The organism is Bradyrhizobium lablabi, assembly GCF_001440475.1.
Classification (GTDB): Bacteria; Pseudomonadota; Alphaproteobacteria; order Rhizobiales; family Xanthobacteraceae; genus Bradyrhizobium; species Bradyrhizobium lablabi.
Map to the genome: position 1 here is coordinate 1 of NZ_LLYB01000083.1, position 17359 is coordinate 17359.

Consider the following 17359-nt stretch of genomic DNA (forward strand, 5'->3'; position numbering starts at 1 on the left):
GCCCCAAGCTGCGCTTGTGCCTGCACCTGCACCGCCGCCGCCGGCGGCGCCTGCCGCCGTCGCCCCGCAAGCGCAACCGGCTCCAGCGCCGGTCCTGTCCGCGCCGCAGGCCAGTGTCTTCCCGGATAGCACCAAGCCAACCATGCCCGCCGACTTGCTGGGTATCAAACCGGCGCCACAAACGGCAACCGTTACGGACTGCGATACGCTGGCGGCCAATCCGAGCGACCCGCGCCGCGTCGGCGCCGGGGTGAGGTATCCTGACCTCAAGCGCAATGTCGCCGCAGCCATCGAGGCGTGCGACCGGGCACTCGCCTCAAGCCCGAATGAGCAGCGCTTCCTGTATCAGAAGGCACGGGCGCTCTACGCCGCAAACGATTCGCGCGGCCGCGCGATCTTCGACCAATTGATGAAGGCAGACTATCCGTCTGCTTTCGACAACGGTGCGCAGTACCTCATGCGTGAAGGAAAAACTCCGGAAGCCGAGGCGCTATTGCGGCGCGGAGTCCAGTTGCAGGACCCTGACGCAATGGTGTCGCTGGCCGACGCCATCAGGGCCGGGACAATGCCGCCGCGCACGGCGGGCGAGGACCTCGTTCTCTACCAGATGGCGGCCAAGCTCGGACATCAAGGCGCAAAGAACACCGTCGACCAGTTGCGCAACTTCGTGACGGAGACCGGCAATCAAATCCGGCGAGCGATTGGGCAATAGGGGCGGACAAGCCCATAGGTGGGCTTGGCGATGGCGAGCCCCTTGTCGTCGCGCCACGCGGCCGTCAAGGGCGGCCCTGCCGCTCGTATCACCCTTGACGGCTGGGGGGAGCGGCGGCACTTCGCTGGTCAGATGTCGGACGTAGTCTGATTCAGGCGTGCTTGTGAGGCTGGAAGCCGAATACGCGGCGCTGTTGGGTGCCAAGGCTGGCCACGGCTTGCGGACTTTTGGCAAAATTGGCCATGGTGCTGTTTTGCTTGCGCGTGCTCTGGTTGATCCTCCTCCTGCTTGCGAGGACGGCCTTGCGCATTGGCAAAATTACCCTTGTCGTCCTTCGTTGGCGGGGATGGAATCCAGGCGGCGCCCTCGGGACCGCGCGCTTCGCCACCTGGTGGGAAATGCTCCGAGCGGGAGTCCGAAGAGGACAGGGACCAATCGTCGGCCGGATAGGCCGTTCTTTTTTGCGTTTTAACAAGGACGGCATGGTCACCGTCTTCGCACCGATGGGCGCTGGCAAGGGCGTGGGCATCGTCATTCCCAACCTGCTTTCCTACAGGGGCTCCATTGTCTGCACGGATATCAAGGGTGAGAACCGCGCCATTACGGAACGGCAGCGCCGCAAGATGGGGAGGGTGCGCGCGCTTGATACACTCAAGCCGCGCTGCTCCGACAAGTTCAATCCGCTCGACATGGTGCGCACCGGCACCTGGCACGAGCGCGACGATGCCGAAGCACTTGCAAAGCTCATGGTGATGCCGGATGGCCACGAGAGCCACTGGGACAGCAAGGCGGAAGGCATGCTTGCATGCCTCATCCTCTACACGGTTCGCCTCGAAAAGGCGCGGCAGACCCTGTCCCAGATCCGCAATTTCTCGACCTTGCCGCCGGAGTCCTTCAAGCAGCTGCTGCAAACCATAGGCAGCGACGGCCCGGTCACGGCCGCCGAGCTTGCCGCCAGCTTCCTCGCGATGGAATCGAGCGAGGAATTCAAGAGCGTGCTTTCGAATGTCGAGAAAGCCACGCGCGTATGGTCTGCCGGTGGACCGGCCGCCCACGTCACCTCCGAGTCAACGTTCAGCCTTGCTGAACTGGTTGACCGGACCACCACGCTCTATCTCGTGGTGGACGAGGAGAAACTTTCCGTCTACGCGGGCTTTCTGCGCGTCATGGTCGGTTGTGCCATCAACGCGCTAACTCGCTCAAAAGGCCGCAAGCGCCCAAAGCATAAGGTGCTTCTGCTGCTAGACGAGGCCGCCGCGCTCGGCAGCCTCGAACCGCTGGAGCGAGGCGTGGGCTACTTGCGTGCCTACTGCACGCCGATGCTGATCTTCCAGGACATGCACCAGCTCAAGGCGCTCTATCGCCGATGGGGGNTCTTTCCTCGCCAACAGCACCTGCAAGGTCTTCTTCAACATCGCGGACCTTGNAGGCTGCCCGCTTCGTTTCCGAGATGCTCGGGCAGACCACCTCGGTCAGCCGCAGCGAGGGAACGTCGCAGGCCAACACCGACCTGTTGCGACAGCAACTCTCTTCAGGACAATCGGAGGCCGGTCGTTGGCTTCTTGATCCTTCAGAAGTTCTGCGACTTCCAGGCAAGCGGTCCATTGTGCTGTATCGCTCCGATATCCTGCGGTTCGCAATCCTCGCGAAAAAGGTCAACTACCGCGACTGGTGGCACATCATGTGGTGGGGCAAGTACGATACTTGGCCATCCCGGGCATCTACTAGCCAATCCGGAACCACCTGCCTTCATGGCTAAAGCGAACAAAAGACGATGAGCGAGGAACTCGCCCGTGGCTCACTGCCGTTCTGTTTTTTGGAACCGCGACAATTCAACTCCCTCCAAAAGCACACGTCCCGGTAGAACAGCGTCATCGGGCGCATTAGGATGAGGCTTTGCTCAGTTTCATTGGGAGGCTGGACATGGCTGCACGAAAAGGNTGGCTATCGACACATAATTTTTTTCATAGATGGCACTTGGCTGTGGGCTGGGNAGTCATAACACGCTTGACGTTTACTCGAATGTCTATCGGATGAACACGTTGCTGAAATCCGATGCTACTGATGGTCACGCTCAGATAATCCACTACAGCAGAGGTGTGGGCGCGATCGGTGGGATAAGACGATACATCGAAGGAGGATTCGCAAACGGAATCGATGTGTTGATTGCAGACCTGTATGTAAACCTCTGCTCAAATTATCAACCAAATGACAGAATCTATATCTTCGGCTTTTCCAGAGGGGCGGTTGTTGCTCGCGCCCTGACCGGACTGATTGCGAAGGGAATCCTCCATGATGATCACATCAATATGTTCGCCCACATTTGGGCGGACTACGTCGGCGATGCCGAAGTACGAGTATCTGGCTTTAAGGATGATGGCGGTCCTCGGACCAAGGCGAAGGTAGCAAATTACAGAGACTTTTGCTCTGAGACTGACCCTACAATTGAATTCCTGGGCGTGTTCGACGCCGTATCCGGCGGCCGTGGCTGGATAGCTGATGCTCAAAGGTTACGGATAGAAGAGCGCAGTTTGCAAGCACATGTCAAAAACGCACTGCATTTGCTAGCGATTGACGAGACCAGGCCCTTCTTCAGACCGATTATGTGGACGGGAGTAGAAAATCCGGAAGAAAGCTTTCTCGAACAGATATGGATGCCTGGCGTGCACTCGGACGCGGGCGCTGCTTACGAAAATAGGACACTTGGAAACATAGCCCTCATGACCATGATTGACAGAGTGAAAGCAAAGACGGTCTTGAATTTTGATATGAAAGAGGTTCGGAAACTCAATCAAAAGCTGGTCAGTCCGATCAATGTCCGGATCCACAATGAGTATGACAAATATTGGTACCTTGTTAACCCGTGGCCCCGTGCGCGGCGCCTTAATCCCGATATTCCTGATCAAACGATTCATCCTCTCGGAAACTACATTCAAGGAAATCTCGTTCGGTATAAGGCGAAGCCAAACACACTCAAATATCGATTGCCGGAACGCTTTGTGCCGGAAAACTACAAGCTGGCAGTAGCGCCAGAATTTCTGACGGAGGAGTTCGAGAGTATTTTTTGACGATAATGTCCAGCGAGACCGTCAAGAAGGCAACCAACGGCTGCGGACTCGGCCAGGCCCCGGCAGTGGCGCAAGGTGATGCGCCCGCCGCCACGCGAGCCGGTTGGCCCAGGCCGTATGCCGCGTGAGCTGGGATTCCCGGATGCCAAGCAGGGCGAGGAACAGCCGGTCAAGCTGGTCAATGATCCAAAGCAATTGCCTCCTGCGCCTCCAGATATGCGCAAACTTCGCCGCGCGCCTGCCTGGTAATCTATCCGCGACAAGTGGCGATGAACGCTTCCACTGCAGCTTTGAAGCCGAAGACGGGTAGGCGCGCAGCAATCGGTCGTACCTTTCCAGGCGTTGCCTGGCGCGGGTGCGCCGCACTTCCGTCCTCGCGACCAGCTTTGCAAACCCCTTGGCGTTTTTGCGGAGGGTCCGCATGTTCCAATCGCGCCTGCTGCCCTGGTCGAACTCGAAATAGCGGAGAGGGCGCTTGCCCTTTTTCAGGTTGCGGCCAACCAGCTTGACCTTGCTCTTCGGCGTACGTTGGCGGGACGCCTTGCGCGCCTTGGGCCCGACGTGGATCTCGGGGGCGCGGTCCAGCGTCGCCGCAGCGACGCGGTCGCCGCGCTCCATCGCCTTGCTGCGTTGGACTGCAAGGCTCCGATGGTCCACGCGTTGGGAGAGACCTTGTCGTTGCAGGGCCTCGTTTTGAAGCGCGGCCCATGCCGCGCGCCAGCGCGCGAGCATGTTTTCGCTATTCCACTCGCGGGTCTTCACCCGCCGCAAGCCACCGCCTCCGGCCTGCCGCATGGTCAGAAGGACGTGCGCATGGAAATTGCGCGGATCGTCCCCCTTCTCCACCACGGGGGCATGGATAGCGATATCCGCCACCATGCCCAAGGTAACGAATTGCTCCTGCACAAAGCTCCGCACCAGCGCGAGTTGCTCTTCCGCGCTCAGTTCATGCGGCAAGGCCATGTTGATTTCACGCGCGAGCTGCGCGTCGCGCCGCGCTTCCATGCGCTCGACGCCATTCCAGAGGGATTCGCGATCGAGCAACCATTCCGCCGCGCCCTCGGGCGCAAGGATTTCGCTGTGAACCACACCACGGCGCCGCTGAAAATCCACGTCAATTCCGCGTCGCTCATCTTTCAGCTTCGCACCTGCCCGGTAGGCGGCCATCGCCACCACCGAGCGCCCCTCGGAGCGCTTCACTGGCTGTACTGAAAAATGATAGGACGCCACATGCTCCGCCTTCTTGTCGCGGAGCGACTCCTTCGGCCAGCCCTGTGCTGGCCGTGCACCTATGTCGCGTAGCGATGTATAAGTGCGCCATTCCACTTGCTGCACACTTCATTCCTCCGCACTTGCTGGCAATCCCGCAACAGTGGGATTTGAAAAGAAGTGGCAGCTTAATGCCGCTACCGGGTGAAGCGGTCACGGTTCAGCGGACGTAAATTGTCCGATGTTTCGGCCGGGGGCAAAGCCCCCGGACCCCCTTATCCATGCTTGCGTAAAGGCCGAGCACCTTTCTGCCAGCAGCGGTTTCCAAGCAGGCCCTTGGCGGTCATCCTTAGGCGATGAAAGTCTTATTCCCGGAGGTGAAGATTGACGACCTTTCGGTATTGGCGGGTCCGCTTACCCGCCCAAACGCCTATGTCGCCAACCCCAAGGCGGTTGCAGCACAAACTTTCAAGGCGAAGAGCGTGGAGGCACCATTCCATGACTCGGGAGCGTGGTCGAAGCTCGGTGAGTTCTTCACGACGCAATTCGCGGTAACTGGCATCGGCCGTCCTGAAATTGTTTCTCCAACGACAGAGGGCGACTGGATTGTTTATCCAGTCGCCCTCGTTAGTGCGAAATTCGCGCCCGGATGCGCCGTTTGGCTGGAAGGCCGGACAATCAGGCATGTCCGCCTTTATGCTGACAGAGGCCAAGCCGAAACGGATAATTCTCGGATACGCGCGATCATTGAAACAACGATGCCCAACTAGTCGTCTTCGTTTTCTTCCTCCTCCTCGTCATTTCCACCGTTGCAATACGGGCAGCACAATTGCCCAGGGGCGTTGCCGTCCTGGCCACATGCTGCGCAGAGAACGATCTCGCCATCCTTGTTGAACTGGTTCGATCCTCCGCACTCGGTGCAGTCAATCACGCCGTAGCCACTACAGTGTTGGCATGTCATGGTGTCCTCGTTCTGATGAGCGTAGACAAAACTTCATCGTTGGCCCGGCGCTGGCGCGCCGGACCACGCTCTAAGGGCCGAGATCCATATGGAATTTTTACCTTGCCTTATGGAATATGGGGCCGCTATGCAGCGCCGTCGAAGACGGCACTGGGACATCATTTTGCTGTTTTAATCGCCCATAGTGGCACCTCGTGTTTGGACGGGGACCTTTGGTTTGCTAGGCCTGTGAGGCCTCCGTCTGGGTGGAGCCCGTCGCCTTTCGGCGGCGGGCTTTTCCGTTTGCACTTTCTAAGTGCTGCCCAAGCAGGAACCGCAATTATGGTGCGGCGAGGGCGAAAAACTTAGACTTTTTAGTCGGGAGAGTTTCGTTTGCAGCGACCCGGAATCGAGCAGTCTCGCAATGCCGCGCATCCAGTTCGATACCAGCGTATGCGCGGCCAGTCATTTGCGCCGCGACCAAGGTCGAGCCTGACCCGCAGAAGGGATCGAGTACAAGTCCGCGCGCAGGACAAAAAGCTTCAATAAGCGGCTGCAAGACCTTGATAGGTTTCTGAGTGGGGTGGAGCCGATTGCCCGTGTAGTGCCAATCGCGCACATCGTCTATCGGCTGCAACGGACGGGAAGGATCGCCCTTGGCGAGCAAGTAGGCCATTTCGTGCTTGCTCTGCACGAAGCGCGAAGAAGAAGCATAGCGCTTGGTGAAGACAATGTGGCCTACCATGCGGAATCCCGCAGCGCGCCAGGCGCCGATGAACTTGTCAGCGGCATTCCAGCCGTAGAAGCTTAGGCACAAGGAGCCGGGTTTGAGCACGCGGTACATTTCGGCGAAGGCAGGTTCAAGCCAACCGTCGCGGTCATCGTTGGCGATGGTTTGCCCGTCACGGGAGCGATAGCGGCATAGGTACGGCGGGTCGGTCAGGATGAAGTCCACAGAAGCGGACTCCATCCGGCGCATGACCTCGACGCAGTCGCCGAGGGCGACCGAGTTAAAGGCGAAGTTCAGGTGAGGGCTCACGAGCGTACCTCCGGCACAAGGGGGCGGGCGTCCCAACCGAAGTCACTACGGACAAGCTCGAAGCCGTCCATGGAGCCTAGGCTATCGGTGAGATAGATAGCCTCGGCCTTGCGGATTGCGTCTTCGCGGCTGTAAGCCTCGACGACGATCGCCCATTCCTCGTAATCAAACGCTTTGACGAGGAAGCGGCGGAGGGTAACGGGGCTCATCGCCCCGCCTCCGCGCCGCCCTTGGCTGCCTTCGGCTCGCGAATGACCAGGCGGCCATCCAGGGGCAGGCTGCTGAGCTGGATGTTGAAGCCCTTGCCGTCCTGGTGAGGCCAAGCCGCTCCGATCTTGGACCAGTAGGCGTTGTCACCTTCGCCCTCGACCACAAAGACCCCATGAGGCGTCTGGTTCTTTTCGTTGCGTTTCATCTTTCGTACTCCCGTTTGGTTTAACCGGCTGCGCCAATCGCGGCCGGACGGGAAATCTCAGGAAACGAGGGATGAGCGGGCGCGCAAGGGAGGGTCCGGCCGAGGGCTCCCTCCGGGATACGGTTGGATGCCCTTGCGCGAATGCGCCTCGTGTCCAGTTTCCCCGTCCTCCTGGCCGTGCATTGGGGATAGACGGCACCACGGGAGTACGTCTGAGACGCAATAGAACCGCGCCTGAACGAGTTTGTCGGATTCGGGGTTAGGTGCCGCACCTGCCGAAACTGGAAGAAGGCGGTGATTGGCTGAGGAAGCCGGTGGCAGCACAACGTATGCGAGCATGCTATAGGAGATGGCCCAGAGAGGGAGGACCGATGGCGAAGAAGGCGGAGATTGGCAAGTGCGTCCACTGCCTCAAGGACGGTGTCGAGCTAACATCGGATCATATGTTTCCGAAGTCATGGTATCCGGACACGACGGCCGAGAACCTTGAGAAGTGGCAGTTTCCGTGCTGCCGCGAATGCAATCAACGCTACAGCAAGATCGAAGATGACTTGCTGAATCGGTTTGCACTGGTGCTGGATGCCGAGCACCCGGCCTCCAAGGGCCTTGTTGACGTGGCACTGAGAGCAATAGATCCGAACGCGGGCAGAGACGAGAAGGATGCTGCGGCCCGCGCAGCTCGACGTAGGAAAATCCTGGGCGACATGTTCAAGGGTGAGAAAATACCCGACGATCAGGTCATGCATGGTCTGGGCGAGCGTTGGGGACGCGACAAGGCCGAACAGCAGGCCATTCAGATCCCGCGCGCGGGTCTTGATGCAATGACCGAGAAAATCGTTCGAGGTTTGGTTTACCGCGAAGATGGGCGCTTTATCGAAGCGCCCGACAAGATAGCCACCTATCTCGATGGCCCGGGAGCGGAAGTCGCAAAGGAGATGATACAAAAGGCCGGAAAGGACTATAAGCGCGAGCCGGGGCTGGAGATACGCCGTGCAGTCGTCGACGGCGACAAGAATACCGCAATCTACGAGATTACGTTTTGGCAGCAGTTCAAAACATATGCGACGGTCAAGAGTAGTCGGTATGACTTCCCCGNACGGGTATCTCCCACTAGACAGGAACGAACCGGTTAAAGCTGGTGATCTTTGNGTGTCACCAAGGTAAGGAGCATAGAGTGTGGCTACCTGCTAAGCTGTTTGGAGAACAGCTGCCGAACAACGACTATTGCAGGAAAGCTGTCTAGCTCGTCCTGCTGGCGGTGCATTAGGGATACCCGTGGATGGGAGTGTGTACCAAACAAAAGAGCGAGTCGCAGCGACCCGCGTTTCGCACCTACGGCCAAAGGCTCTTGCGCAACGCGGCAAAGCAAGCTCGGAGTCCAGAGACCGGTTAACAACGGCACCCGGGAACGCATCAGTGATAGCGGTGCCGAAGGCAGATGCTTTTCCGAGTGCCTCCGGCGAGAGACACATGCTAGCCCTTTGACTTACGGGGGTCTGCGCTGCGCGGGAAAGTACGCTCTTCCTGGTAGCGACCCGAGAGTTTCTCGATTTTTACCGAACCCCCTTGCTGGCCCAGAGCGCGTGATAGTGCCCCGCCAGCAGTGGCGTCGGCCTTGGTATCAAAGGACTTGACCAACTGATGCGTCTTGTCTTGCCGCAACTCCCAACGGTCGCGGTTATCGCTGTGGGAGAGGGTATATTTCGGAAGTTTGGTCATAGGATCTCCTATCAATATTAGTGTGGACTACCGGTCCACTCGACATCGCCGCGCCGTATCCAGAAATGAGAGAGACAACCGGCAAGTTGGTGCACAGAAGGCAGTACGGTTGGCCGCTGAAGCCAATCGACAGCGACGGACCACGATGGTCGTCGGTCCTTCTGCAAAGACAGGGCAATTTTCTGGTTGCACCCACATGGGCATTTGAAGCACGCCCATTTGGTGAAACTGCCCGTCCTGACGATGACAAAGTCGTCATTGGATAGTTCTGAAACAGATGGATGTTGTTCAGCGTAGCGCGCCAAATAGCGCGGCTTCGCGATGACACCGAGCCAAACGAGGAAAAGCAGAAGGGTTCTAAGGACTGCGTTCATCCGACAAGGTCCAGGAATGGTTCAGCATCTGCCATGCCCCAGTAGAGCTTGTCCGCGCAAATGGGGCAGGAGTTGCGAGGAGAGGCGGAAGTGGCTCTATCTTCGCAGAAAAGGAAGCGGCGGCGATGCTCGCTGCCCATCTCACGCTTCCGGTAGCCGACGATGCGGTTCAGAAGCTCATTCACGGCCATGCAGGCGACTTCAGTCGTGAATGTGACCACTGCGGGATTCGGATTGCCTTCACCGCGGACGTAAGCTTCGCGCTTCTGGCGGTCATATTCTGTCGGATTGCGCCGCCGCAGATCCTCCTCGCGCGCGAGGTCAGTATCTACCGCGTCACGGCACAGCAGGCAGGTCTCCGGGGGCAGGATGGTCGTCACCCGTGCCGAGATATCCGCCATTCCGTCGGCAGGCGGTTTGGCGACTGCCATCGCAAGTCCCATGTCGATGACCGGGATGAAGTAGAAGTACGCCAGCCGATTGAGGAAAATTCGTCCGGAGTTGTCATCGGTGCAGCAGAAGACGATGTCACAGGATTTCAGCGCATCCTGAACGTGGGGCGCGTTAGCCCAGCCCTTGAGGGGGACTACGCGAACGCCCAAACCCATCCTGGCGATTTCGCGGGCGGCGACGTCGGCCTTGCTCATCATAGCATCGGCGTCAGATTGGGTCGCCCCGTGGAGGCGGTTTAGATTGGTCGGCTCCACAATGTCGTCGTCCACCACCAAAATTTGGGCGGCGCCAGCGCGCGCAGCCAGCATTGCCGTCGCGCTACCCGTACCGCCAGCACCGATAATGCCGACGCGCAGTGCCTTGAGCTGCGACATCAGAGACGGCCCGAAAGCGAGCACTTGGCGAGCGAAGACCTCTGAGGCCGGAGAGGGCGCGGTTGGGAAGTGAAACCGGAACCGCTCACCGAGCACCGCAACCGATTTGCAGTCCTCCTTGTGCTTGGGATACTGCCAAACGCGCGCGCGAATACCGCCGTCGTCATAGAAAAGGATGCTGACGAGCTTCGTTGCGGGGCCGTTGCGATTGCAGGCAGTTCGAAGCAATTCCGCCTCGTTCCTGTCGTCCTGGTCGGAAAAGTCTCTCGGCCCGCGTGGATGGCAGTGAGCAATTGCCAGGACGAGTTCCTCACGCTGGCAGCGCTGCAAGAGTGCAACGAAACCCTTTGTATCCCAGGTGACGTGTTGTCCGCTGGACGAAACGCGATGCTCGGCAGCAATGGGCACGATTTCGCGCACCACAAGCTTGGTTCGCGAGCGTCGCTCCCAGGGGTCACTCGCGATTTTGCACTCGCGCAATAGCACGTAAGCAGCGCCTTCGACGTCCTTCGTTTCATAAAGGAGATCGCGCAGTTCAGCTTCCTGCTGTTCAATGAAGACGATATTGAAGTTAGTCACGCCGCTGCCTCCAGTGCCGTGTCAATGCGCCGGAGCATTGTCCAGATTCCGTCGACGCCCGGCCGCCACTGATCGTTATGCCGCGACCAGCGCTGCCAACGGCGGCCCTGGTAATCATGGGCCTGATCGGCGGCTCGCGGATACTGCGAAGACCTGGACAGCTTGATCCAGGGCATCGCGAAAAACATGTCCGGCCGCACGTCGGGATATCCGGGTGGCAGAAGAACCAGGATGTCGGCTTTGGCCTGATCGAAGCGCCCGGCGGGAAGGACGTAATCCCGAAAGATCACGCCCTTTTCGTTGCCGTCGACCTCTTCGAACGTGAGGCCGCGCTCGGTCAGGTAGTTGCGGTCACGAATGGGAAGGACTGCCATGATTGCCCTCCGTGGTGTGTTTCATGACCGTGTAGAAGCGCTCGACGCCTTTCTCGGCGAGGTTCGCCGGATGACCGGCCAACACTTCCTTGTCGGGCTGGTTCTTGAACTCCTGCCAGACCGAGAATTGCGTCGGATCTTGACCGGCCAGCTTGAGCAGCACTTCACGAGTGATAGTTGCCTCCGGCCATTCCTGATCCTTGCCGTCGATCTCGAAGCGGTACTCGCGGTCGCTCTTTGCGACGATGAACCGTTCAGCGCCTGGCTTCCGCAGATCGGTCGTCTCATCGAGACGAAGACGCTCAAGGGAGCCATCGGCGAGCCACTCAAGCACCGCGTACTCTTCGGGAGGGCGTCCGCCCGCCGCGTCGATGATCTGACGGCCGGTGGGCTCCGGATCGGTCAGCGTCAGGGGGCGGAACTGAAGGTCAGTTCCAGCCACCAGAATCTGAAAACTGCCCGGGTGGGGGTGGCCGTGAGGGTTAACTTCTTGATTTTGCAACATGTTCGTATCCTTTGTCAGTTTGATTGGTATACTTTACAATAAGAAGATATCACTTGTCAAATAGGCAAAATTAGTTTACAAACAAGGACAACTAAAAAAGCGGAGAAAATAGCGTGCCCCTCGATCCCAAACACCTCATTGAACTTACAGATGCGGCTCTCTCGGCCGACTACACCCGAGTGCGTCGTATCGCGGGCAACCTCGCGCGCGAGCTTGCAAAGGCTGGCAATGAGGGTGCTGCTAAAGAGTTGAGGGCGCTTGTTCGCAAGCGAGGGGTGCCGCTTAGGGCGTCCGGATATGTGGAGACGCTTCCAGTCGACTCAAAGTCACGCTTGCCGCTGGTCGAAGAGCAGGCTTGGCCCGACAATCCAATTTTTCTCAATGAAGCTGGAAATCGAGTATTTCGCGATTTCCTTACCGATGTTCAGCATGTCGATGAGCTCAGCGCAAAAGGTCTTGCGTCTCGTCTAAATCTTCTGCTGTCTGGTCCGCCCGGCACGGGGAAGTCCTTGCTCGCCGGTCACATCGCGGCAAATCTGGGGAGACCATTTTATGTGGTGCGCCTCGATTCCGTGATTACGTCACTACTTGGCGATACCGGCAAGAACATCCGGACAGTCTTCGACTTCGTGCCTTCCAGGAATGCGGTGCTGTTCCTGGACGAAATGGATGCCATCGCCAAGCTTCGCGACGATAGGAACGAGCTCGGTGAGCTCAAGCGGGTGGTAAATACCGTCATTCAGGGTCTCGATTCGCTGGATCCCCACGCGGTTGTCATTGCGGCCACAAATCATGCGCATTTGCTCGACCCCGCTATTTGGCGTCGCTTTCCCTACAAGATTGAGTTTGGGCCACCAGAGGTCGAGGTGCGCGCCGACCTTTGGAAGCATTTCCTGTTTGAGGATAAGGACGGTGAGCAAATTGCCGATCCCCTTTCCGTCCTGTCGGAAGGGTTGTCAGGTGCGGACATAGAAACGATCGCTCTCACGGCGCGGCGTCACGCGCTGCTCGACAAGCGGGACATCGATTTTGGAGCAGTCGCACTGGCTATTCTTAATTTTCGGGCTGGTGGATCCTCCATGCCTCAGCGAACGGCGCTTGAACCCGAGCAGAAAAAACAGCTCGCTCAGGGGTTGAAAGAAAAGGTATCCGCAGCCAATATTGCTCGTTTGCTCGGCGTAACCCGCCAAGCTGTCTATCAATATTTCAAACAGGAGGAATAGCCTGTGGCTGATAGAGCGCCTCCGCTTCTGAATCCGGTTTTAAGCTTGCAGATGGAGCCTAAACCGGAAGCCCCAACCGCGCGCGGCAAGAGCCAGCGAAGCGTCGTGGTTGCGCGGCTCCCAACCCAGCAGCGCGTTCTCTCCTCATCAGCCCGAAGCTTGTACAGCTCGCGGAGCACGTTGCCGTCCTTTGCCGGAACAGCGCACCTCGTGGTGCGCATGTTCTCAGAGGACTCATTGGCCCCCACCCATACACCCGATGACCTATTCAGCCCGGTCAACGGCTGCCGCCTCGTTGCCCCCTATCGTGGGGGATATCTTATCGAGGCCGATTTGGACCGGCTCGATCACCTCGCGCGGGCGATTGAGCGGCCGATCAATTACCCGGTGCAGGCCGACATATCCCGCGTTGAAAGCCTTTCGTCGTTCACGCCAGCAGACCGGACGCGCGGCCGGTCGATCGACGACCTTTGGCAGGCCGCACCCGAAGACGATGGAGGGCGACTGTTTGTGGTTTGGCTGGCGCCTTTTCGTACAACTCAAGCCAGAGAGGTCCTGCTTGAACGTGTCGAGCTCCTTTCGCGGCAACAAATCCTCTTGCCAAGTTTTTTAAGCGTCAGGCTTTTGTCTGGCCCCGAGGCAACGGGGTCGCGCGATCTTGCCTCTCAACGTCAGTCAGGTATCGCACGCGCAATGCGCAACTATCGTAACACCGGTGTCGGACGAGGCACCGTGCGTATCGCCTCGCGCGAGGCCCTAGGCGCGCTGCTTGCCTCGGGAGCGTCTTATAGGGTTGACCCGGTCCGTACGGTTCGGGTTGCGGCCCCAGGTGAAGGGACGCATCCTGCTATTCCGGTCGACCTCGACAATGCACCAATCGTGGGCGTTGTAGATGGCGGCTTGCATGCGCCAAGTTACGCGCCAGCGGAAGCGTGGCGTGCGCCCAAGCTGGTGACCGATGCACAGGCCGACCGTAGGCACGGCAGCGCCATCAGCTCGCTGGTTGTTCAAGGCCATGCTTGGAATACAAACCGCCTGCTGCCGGATCTGAATTGCCGTATCGGAACGGTGCAGGCTGTTCCCGCACGCAATACCAATGCGAGAGTCGACGAACAGGATCTTATTGACCATCTGGCTGCTGCGATGAGAGCGCATCCAGAGACGAAGATTTGGAATATCTCGGCAAACCAAGTGGGAGATGATCCCGAGACCGTGAGCCTTCTCGGTCACGAACTGACGGTCTTGAGCCGACACTTTGGAGTCCTGCCGGTCGTCTCGGTCGGTAACGTGTCTGCCTCCGGGGGCACCCGCCCGGAACCGCCAGCGGACTGCGAAGCTGCAATAGTGGTGGGTGGTCGTCAGGCGGATGCAAACGGCGGTCCTTCCAGTCCTTGTCCCCGTTGCCTTGGAGGACCGGGACCTGACGGCATGCTCAGGCCCGACGTGTCCTGGTTCTCGCAGCTCCGGATGCTTGGCGGCGTCACTGACGTGGGCAGTAGTTATCCAACCGCGCTGGTGTCGTCTCTTGCGGCGCATACGTTCGAAAACCTACGTAATCCGACCCCTGATCTCGTCAAGGCACTGTTGGTGAGTGCTACTGAACTTGACGAGCATCATCCTCAGCTAGGGTGGGGCACGCCTTATCACGGCACGATGCCGTGGTCGTGCGCTCCTGGAACCGTTGCACTCACATGGACGGCCCAACTGCAGCCCGGTGTCGCTTACTACTGGACCGGGATCCCAATTCCACCGGAAATGGTACACAACGGCAAGCTGCTTGGGCGTGCAACCCTGACTGCAGTGCTTAAACCGGTGTTGTCGCCCTTTGCCGAGACCAACTACTTCGCTACCCGGTTAGAAACCTCACTTCAGCAGCCCGTAAAAGGCGGTGAATGGAAGTCACTGTTGGGCTCGATGATGGAGTCAACTCTTCCAGAGAGTGACGCGCGCGAGAATCTCAAGAAGTGGCAGCCGGTCCGGAGGCACTGTCGAGATTTCACGAAGGGAGGCGGCTTGGCCTTCTCTGGCAATCAACTGCGCCTCTACGCCCGCGTGTACGCGCGTGACCTGTACCAGTTCGGTTGGCAGAGCAACAGCGATGTCGGCGCACAAGAAGTAGCGTTTGTGCTTACCCTGCGTGGGCCGAATGACGAGCCGTCAATCTACAACTCGACGGCTCAGATGTTGGGCAATTTCGTGGAGAGTGCAGTGATCAACCAGGATATTGAAATCAACAACCAATAGATCGGGCGGCGCATGGTGCCTACGGCGCTAACCGGGTTGCTACGCAGTGATTTCACGGACTTCTACGGACAATTTGGCAAAGCTTGGCATCGTACACGTGGTTGAGAATCCTGCCGTCCAGAAGCATGGTGATGGCCTCTTCAATCGTGGGAAGTTCCAGTAGGAACCACTCTTTAGGTTTGAAGGGCTTTCCAAACCGGTCCTTGATTTCAATGTTGAGGCGCGCCTCGGCGAAGAACCTATGAAGTAAGTATTCGAATTTTCCCGTGTTTAGGTCTACCGCGTCGTAGGTTCTAACCGGATGAACCGGTGCAAAGAGGAATGTGGGGTCATCTTTAGCGCCCCGAACGCGGTCCTCGAACGATCCCGTTGTGAACCCAATCTTGAACAGGCGCCCGTCAAGTTCAGCAATCTCAGACACGTTAGATAGGCTCTTCACCACGTAAATGCAGCCCGTTATACGGCTCGCCGGTGCCGAAACCCTTTCCACTTCAGATGGCGAGCCGAAAAGCGGGCCCGCCTCGGCGCTTGAAATGCGTCGGCCACTCGGATCTTTATAAAGCTCGGTGGCTAGAGATCTGAGCAGATTCTCCCCTTCAGTGCCGTTCTCGAAAATGAGTCGAAGACGCGCATTTCGCTTTCCATTGCGGAAGTGAGGGTCGTTTNACTTCCGCAACGTAGACCATAACACCGTTCAGAATGAAGAATTCACCAGCATNTGATCTCTTGCTCATTGGCGAACTTCAGGCTCTTGCGCTTGCCGGAAACCAAGTCGCCTACGCACTCGTCGAACAATGGCTTGAAGCGGTCAAAATCTCGGGCTGGCTTTCGTTCCGATACTTTATCTGGTCGGGCGGCTTTGGTTCGAGCGTGCCTCATCGTGAAGATATCGTCGTTCGGAGAACTCAGCAGATCGTCATCCATGTCGAGAATCTCATCGACACTTGCGGGCTCTTTCGTGCTGGTTGCCACCTCCGCTAATAGACCGTGACGGTCATAAGCCTGAAGCTGGGCAGCGATTCTAGGGCTTTCACGATAGCTTTTGAGCCGCATGAAGAGGGCTCTTTCCTTGACAGATTGTTTTCGATCACCGGGCCCCTCGCCAGGTGCGAAGCGATGCTGGTCAACGAATCGGCTGAGCTCATCAAAATCTTGAATCAGGCGCGACGTTTCTGACCCAGAATTAGATGTAACGGGCTTGATATCCAACAGGCCGTCGTGATCTTCCAGCGACAAAATTTGTTCGAGGGTCAGCCGTGTCATGACTGATTCTCGGGACTGGTGGTTCTCGTGCGCTCGCGCTTCTTTGCCTGTAACCAGGCCAAGGCCTCCGCAAGTCGTCGTTCTATGGGATTGGGGCTCACGAGACTCGGAGGAACGCCTCTTTCTTTCTTGAAGGCTTGGATGCGGGGCCAGCTCGCAACAGCTTCCTGCTCGGTCATGGAAATCTTCGTGGAAGTAATGGCTCCATGAATGGTCCGCAGGACGTCCTCGGTGACCGCCTTCGAGAGAATTTCATAGGCCTTCTGGAAAGGATTGACGGAATCGATCAGGTCCATATCGATCTCATCGATATTGATTAGGCGCTCAGCCATTCGGACGAAGCGTGTATCTCCGTGTTGTTCAATGTGGACAGAGGGACTCTTAAAGACGCCATTCGCGACGACCGCCTGGCGCACTTCCTCCACTTCTTCCGGCGTCAAATCTGGATATTTGTGCTCGATCACCCTTGGTACGATCACCTTATTGACCATTTCAGGCGAAAAGTCCGGGTTCATACCAGCACGTAGGACATCGGCATCCTGAATAATCGCGGCAGTGAGGTCGTTAAGGTCACTCTCCAGGATCTGACGGGTCCGCTCGGAAGAAGGCTCAGCAAAGCCTTTGATCGCGATGACGCTGTCTTCGTCCGTGTAGATGATGTCCGTTTCCTTACGAGAACCGTCCAGCTCGTCCGCATCAGCCCTTGTCTTAAACTTAAAGGTCGGTGCAAGGACTTGCTCCATCAGCAGGGAGCAGGCGATCGCCTTTAGCATATTGTTCACGGCGTCCGTGACGCGCTCTTCACTGGCGTCGGGCTCAGCGATCAAGTTCGTGAACTGAGCATGCGTCTTTTTTGGCGCGTCGCGGG

At 58.1% G+C, this 17359-nt stretch carries 16 protein-coding genes and 3 pseudogenes; 7 read left to right on the forward strand and 12 right to left on the reverse strand.

Annotated elements, in window-relative coordinates:
* On the forward strand, positions 1–712 hold a 712-nt coding region (locus tag CQ14_RS23285), incomplete at its 5' end, for a tetratricopeptide repeat protein (RefSeq protein WP_430650208.1).
* Between the two features lie 151 nt (positions 713–863).
* On the opposite strand, the gene CQ14_RS44760 is transcribed toward CQ14_RS23285, so the two are convergent.
* Positions 864–1022 carry a hypothetical protein gene (locus CQ14_RS44760; RefSeq protein ID WP_199805593.1) on the reverse strand — a complete coding sequence of 53 codons (159 nt, stop codon included), beginning with the start codon at positions 1020–1022 and terminating at the stop codon, positions 864–866.
* Between the two features lie 88 nt (positions 1023–1110).
* Between CQ14_RS44760 and CQ14_RS23290 the strand changes: the two genes are divergently transcribed.
* The 3 genes and pseudogenes from CQ14_RS23290 to CQ14_RS48305 all read left to right on the forward strand — a co-directional run.
* On the forward strand, positions 1111–2085 hold a 975-nt coding region (locus CQ14_RS23290; RefSeq protein WP_283807259.1), incomplete at its 3' end, for a type IV secretory system conjugative DNA transfer family protein.
* Positions 2086–2139: 54 nt separating this feature from the next.
* A pseudogene (locus tag CQ14_RS48300) lies at positions 2140–2471 on the forward strand (type IV secretory system conjugative DNA transfer family protein); the annotation flags it as partial.
* 235 nt (positions 2472–2706) lie between these two features.
* Positions 2707–3780 (forward strand): annotated as a pseudogene (locus CQ14_RS48305) (phospholipase effector Tle1 domain-containing protein); the annotation flags it as partial.
* A 21-nt stretch (positions 3781–3801) separates the two neighbouring features.
* On the opposite strand, the gene mobQ reads toward CQ14_RS48305, so the two are convergent.
* Positions 3802–5115, reverse strand: coding sequence for a MobQ family relaxase (gene mobQ, locus CQ14_RS23300; RefSeq protein WP_156435332.1), 1314 nt, complete (start codon positions 5113–5115; stop codon positions 3802–3804).
* Positions 5116–5345: 230 nt separating this feature from the next.
* On the opposite strand from mobQ, the gene CQ14_RS23305 reads away from it, so the two are divergent.
* Positions 5346–5759: a hypothetical protein gene (locus CQ14_RS23305; RefSeq protein WP_057860183.1), complete on the forward strand. Its 414-nt coding sequence runs from the start codon at positions 5346–5348 to the stop codon at positions 5757–5759.
* Between the two features lie 510 nt (positions 5760–6269).
* Here CQ14_RS23305 and CQ14_RS23310 read toward each other — a convergent pair.
* The 8 genes from CQ14_RS23310 to CQ14_RS23345 all read right to left on the reverse strand — a co-directional run bounded on the left by CQ14_RS23310 (position 6270) and on the right by CQ14_RS23345 (position 11761).
* Positions 6270–6968 (reverse strand): DNA methyltransferase, encoded by a 699-nt coding sequence (locus CQ14_RS23310; protein ID WP_082650000.1) that lies wholly within the window; start codon positions 6966–6968, stop codon positions 6270–6272.
* Entirely contained in the window at positions 6965–7177 is a 213-nt protein-coding gene (locus tag CQ14_RS23315) for a hypothetical protein (protein WP_057860184.1), read from the reverse strand. Before CQ14_RS23315 ends, CQ14_RS23310 begins: the two co-directional genes overlap by 4 nt.
* Entirely contained in the window at positions 7174–7383 is a 210-nt protein-coding gene (locus CQ14_RS23320; RefSeq protein ID WP_057860185.1) for a hypothetical protein, read from the reverse strand. Before CQ14_RS23320 ends, CQ14_RS23315 begins: the two co-directional genes overlap by 4 nt.
* Before the next feature lie 1473 nt (positions 7384–8856).
* The gene (locus CQ14_RS23330) at positions 8857–9102 is read right to left on the reverse strand and encodes a DUF2188 domain-containing protein (protein WP_057860187.1); all 246 of its coding nucleotides are present in this window, start codon (positions 9100–9102) and stop codon (positions 8857–8859) included.
* Positions 9103–9119: 17 nt separating this feature from the next.
* Positions 9120–9476 (reverse strand): ubiquitination-like system serine protease family protein, encoded by a 357-nt coding sequence (locus CQ14_RS48310; RefSeq protein ID WP_430650209.1) that lies wholly within the window; start codon positions 9474–9476, stop codon positions 9120–9122.
* Complete coding sequence (locus CQ14_RS23335; protein WP_057860188.1) at positions 9473–10882, reverse strand: ThiF family adenylyltransferase; 1410 nt, start codon at positions 10880–10882, stop codon at positions 9473–9475. Before CQ14_RS23335 ends, CQ14_RS48310 begins: the two co-directional genes overlap by 4 nt.
* Positions 10879–11256 carry an E2/UBC family protein gene (locus CQ14_RS23340; protein ID WP_057860189.1) on the reverse strand — a complete coding sequence of 126 codons (378 nt, stop codon included), beginning with the start codon at positions 11254–11256 and terminating at the stop codon, positions 10879–10881. The genes CQ14_RS23335 and CQ14_RS23340 overlap by 4 nt, the downstream gene beginning before the upstream one ends.
* Positions 11234–11761, reverse strand: a complete 528-nt coding sequence (locus tag CQ14_RS23345; protein ID WP_082650001.1) for a multiubiquitin domain-containing protein — start codon at positions 11759–11761, stop codon at positions 11234–11236. Before CQ14_RS23345 ends, CQ14_RS23340 begins: the two co-directional genes overlap by 23 nt.
* A 113-nt stretch (positions 11762–11874) precedes the next feature.
* Here CQ14_RS23345 and CQ14_RS23350 point away from each other — a divergent pair, with 113 nt between their 5' ends.
* Positions 11875–12984 (forward strand): ATP-binding protein, encoded by a 1110-nt coding sequence (locus tag CQ14_RS23350; RefSeq protein ID WP_057860191.1) that lies wholly within the window; start codon positions 11875–11877, stop codon positions 12982–12984.
* A gap of 219 nt (positions 12985–13203) precedes the next feature.
* Complete coding sequence (locus tag CQ14_RS23355; RefSeq protein WP_245320465.1) at positions 13204–15228, forward strand: S8 family peptidase; 2025 nt, start codon at positions 13204–13206, stop codon at positions 15226–15228.
* A gap of 52 nt (positions 15229–15280) precedes the next feature.
* On the opposite strand, the gene CQ14_RS48315 is transcribed toward CQ14_RS23355, so the two are convergent.
* On the reverse strand, positions 15281–15718 hold the full coding sequence (locus tag CQ14_RS48315; RefSeq protein ID WP_430650210.1) for a GIY-YIG nuclease family protein: 438 nt from the start codon (positions 15716–15718) through the stop codon (positions 15281–15283).
* A gap of 769 nt (positions 15719–16487) precedes the next feature.
* Positions 16488–17359 (reverse strand): annotated as a pseudogene (locus CQ14_RS44770) (DEAD/DEAH box helicase); the annotation flags it as partial.

Coding starts and splice junctions, on each gene's coding strand:
- CQ14_RS23355 (WP_245320465.1), top strand. CDS start 13,204: ATGTTCTCAGAGGACTCATTGGCCCCCACCCATACACCCGATGACCTA.
- CQ14_RS23340 (WP_057860189.1), bottom strand. CDS start 11,256: ATGGCAGTCCTTCCCATTCGTGACCGCAACTACCTGACCGAGCGCGGC.
- CQ14_RS23345 (WP_082650001.1), bottom strand. CDS start 11,761: ATGTTGCAAAATCAAGAAGTTAACCCTCACGGCCACCCCCACCCGGGC.
- CQ14_RS23315 (WP_057860184.1), bottom strand. CDS start 7,177: ATGAGCCCCGTTACCCTCCGCCGCTTCCTCGTCAAAGCGTTTGATTAC.
- CQ14_RS23305 (WP_057860183.1), top strand. CDS start 5,346: ATGAAAGTCTTATTCCCGGAGGTGAAGATTGACGACCTTTCGGTATTG.
- CQ14_RS44760 (WP_199805593.1), bottom strand. CDS start 1,022: ATGCGCAAGGCCGTCCTCGCAAGCAGGAGGAGGATCAACCAGAGCACG.
- CQ14_RS23330 (WP_057860187.1), bottom strand. CDS start 9,102: ATGACCAAACTTCCGAAATATACCCTCTCCCACAGCGATAACCGCGAC.
- CQ14_RS48310 (WP_430650209.1), bottom strand. CDS start 9,476: ATGAACGCAGTCCTTAGAACCCTTCTGCTTTTCCTCGTTTGGCTCGGT.
- CQ14_RS23320 (WP_057860185.1), bottom strand. CDS start 7,383: ATGAAACGCAACGAAAAGAACCAGACGCCTCATGGGGTCTTTGTGGTC.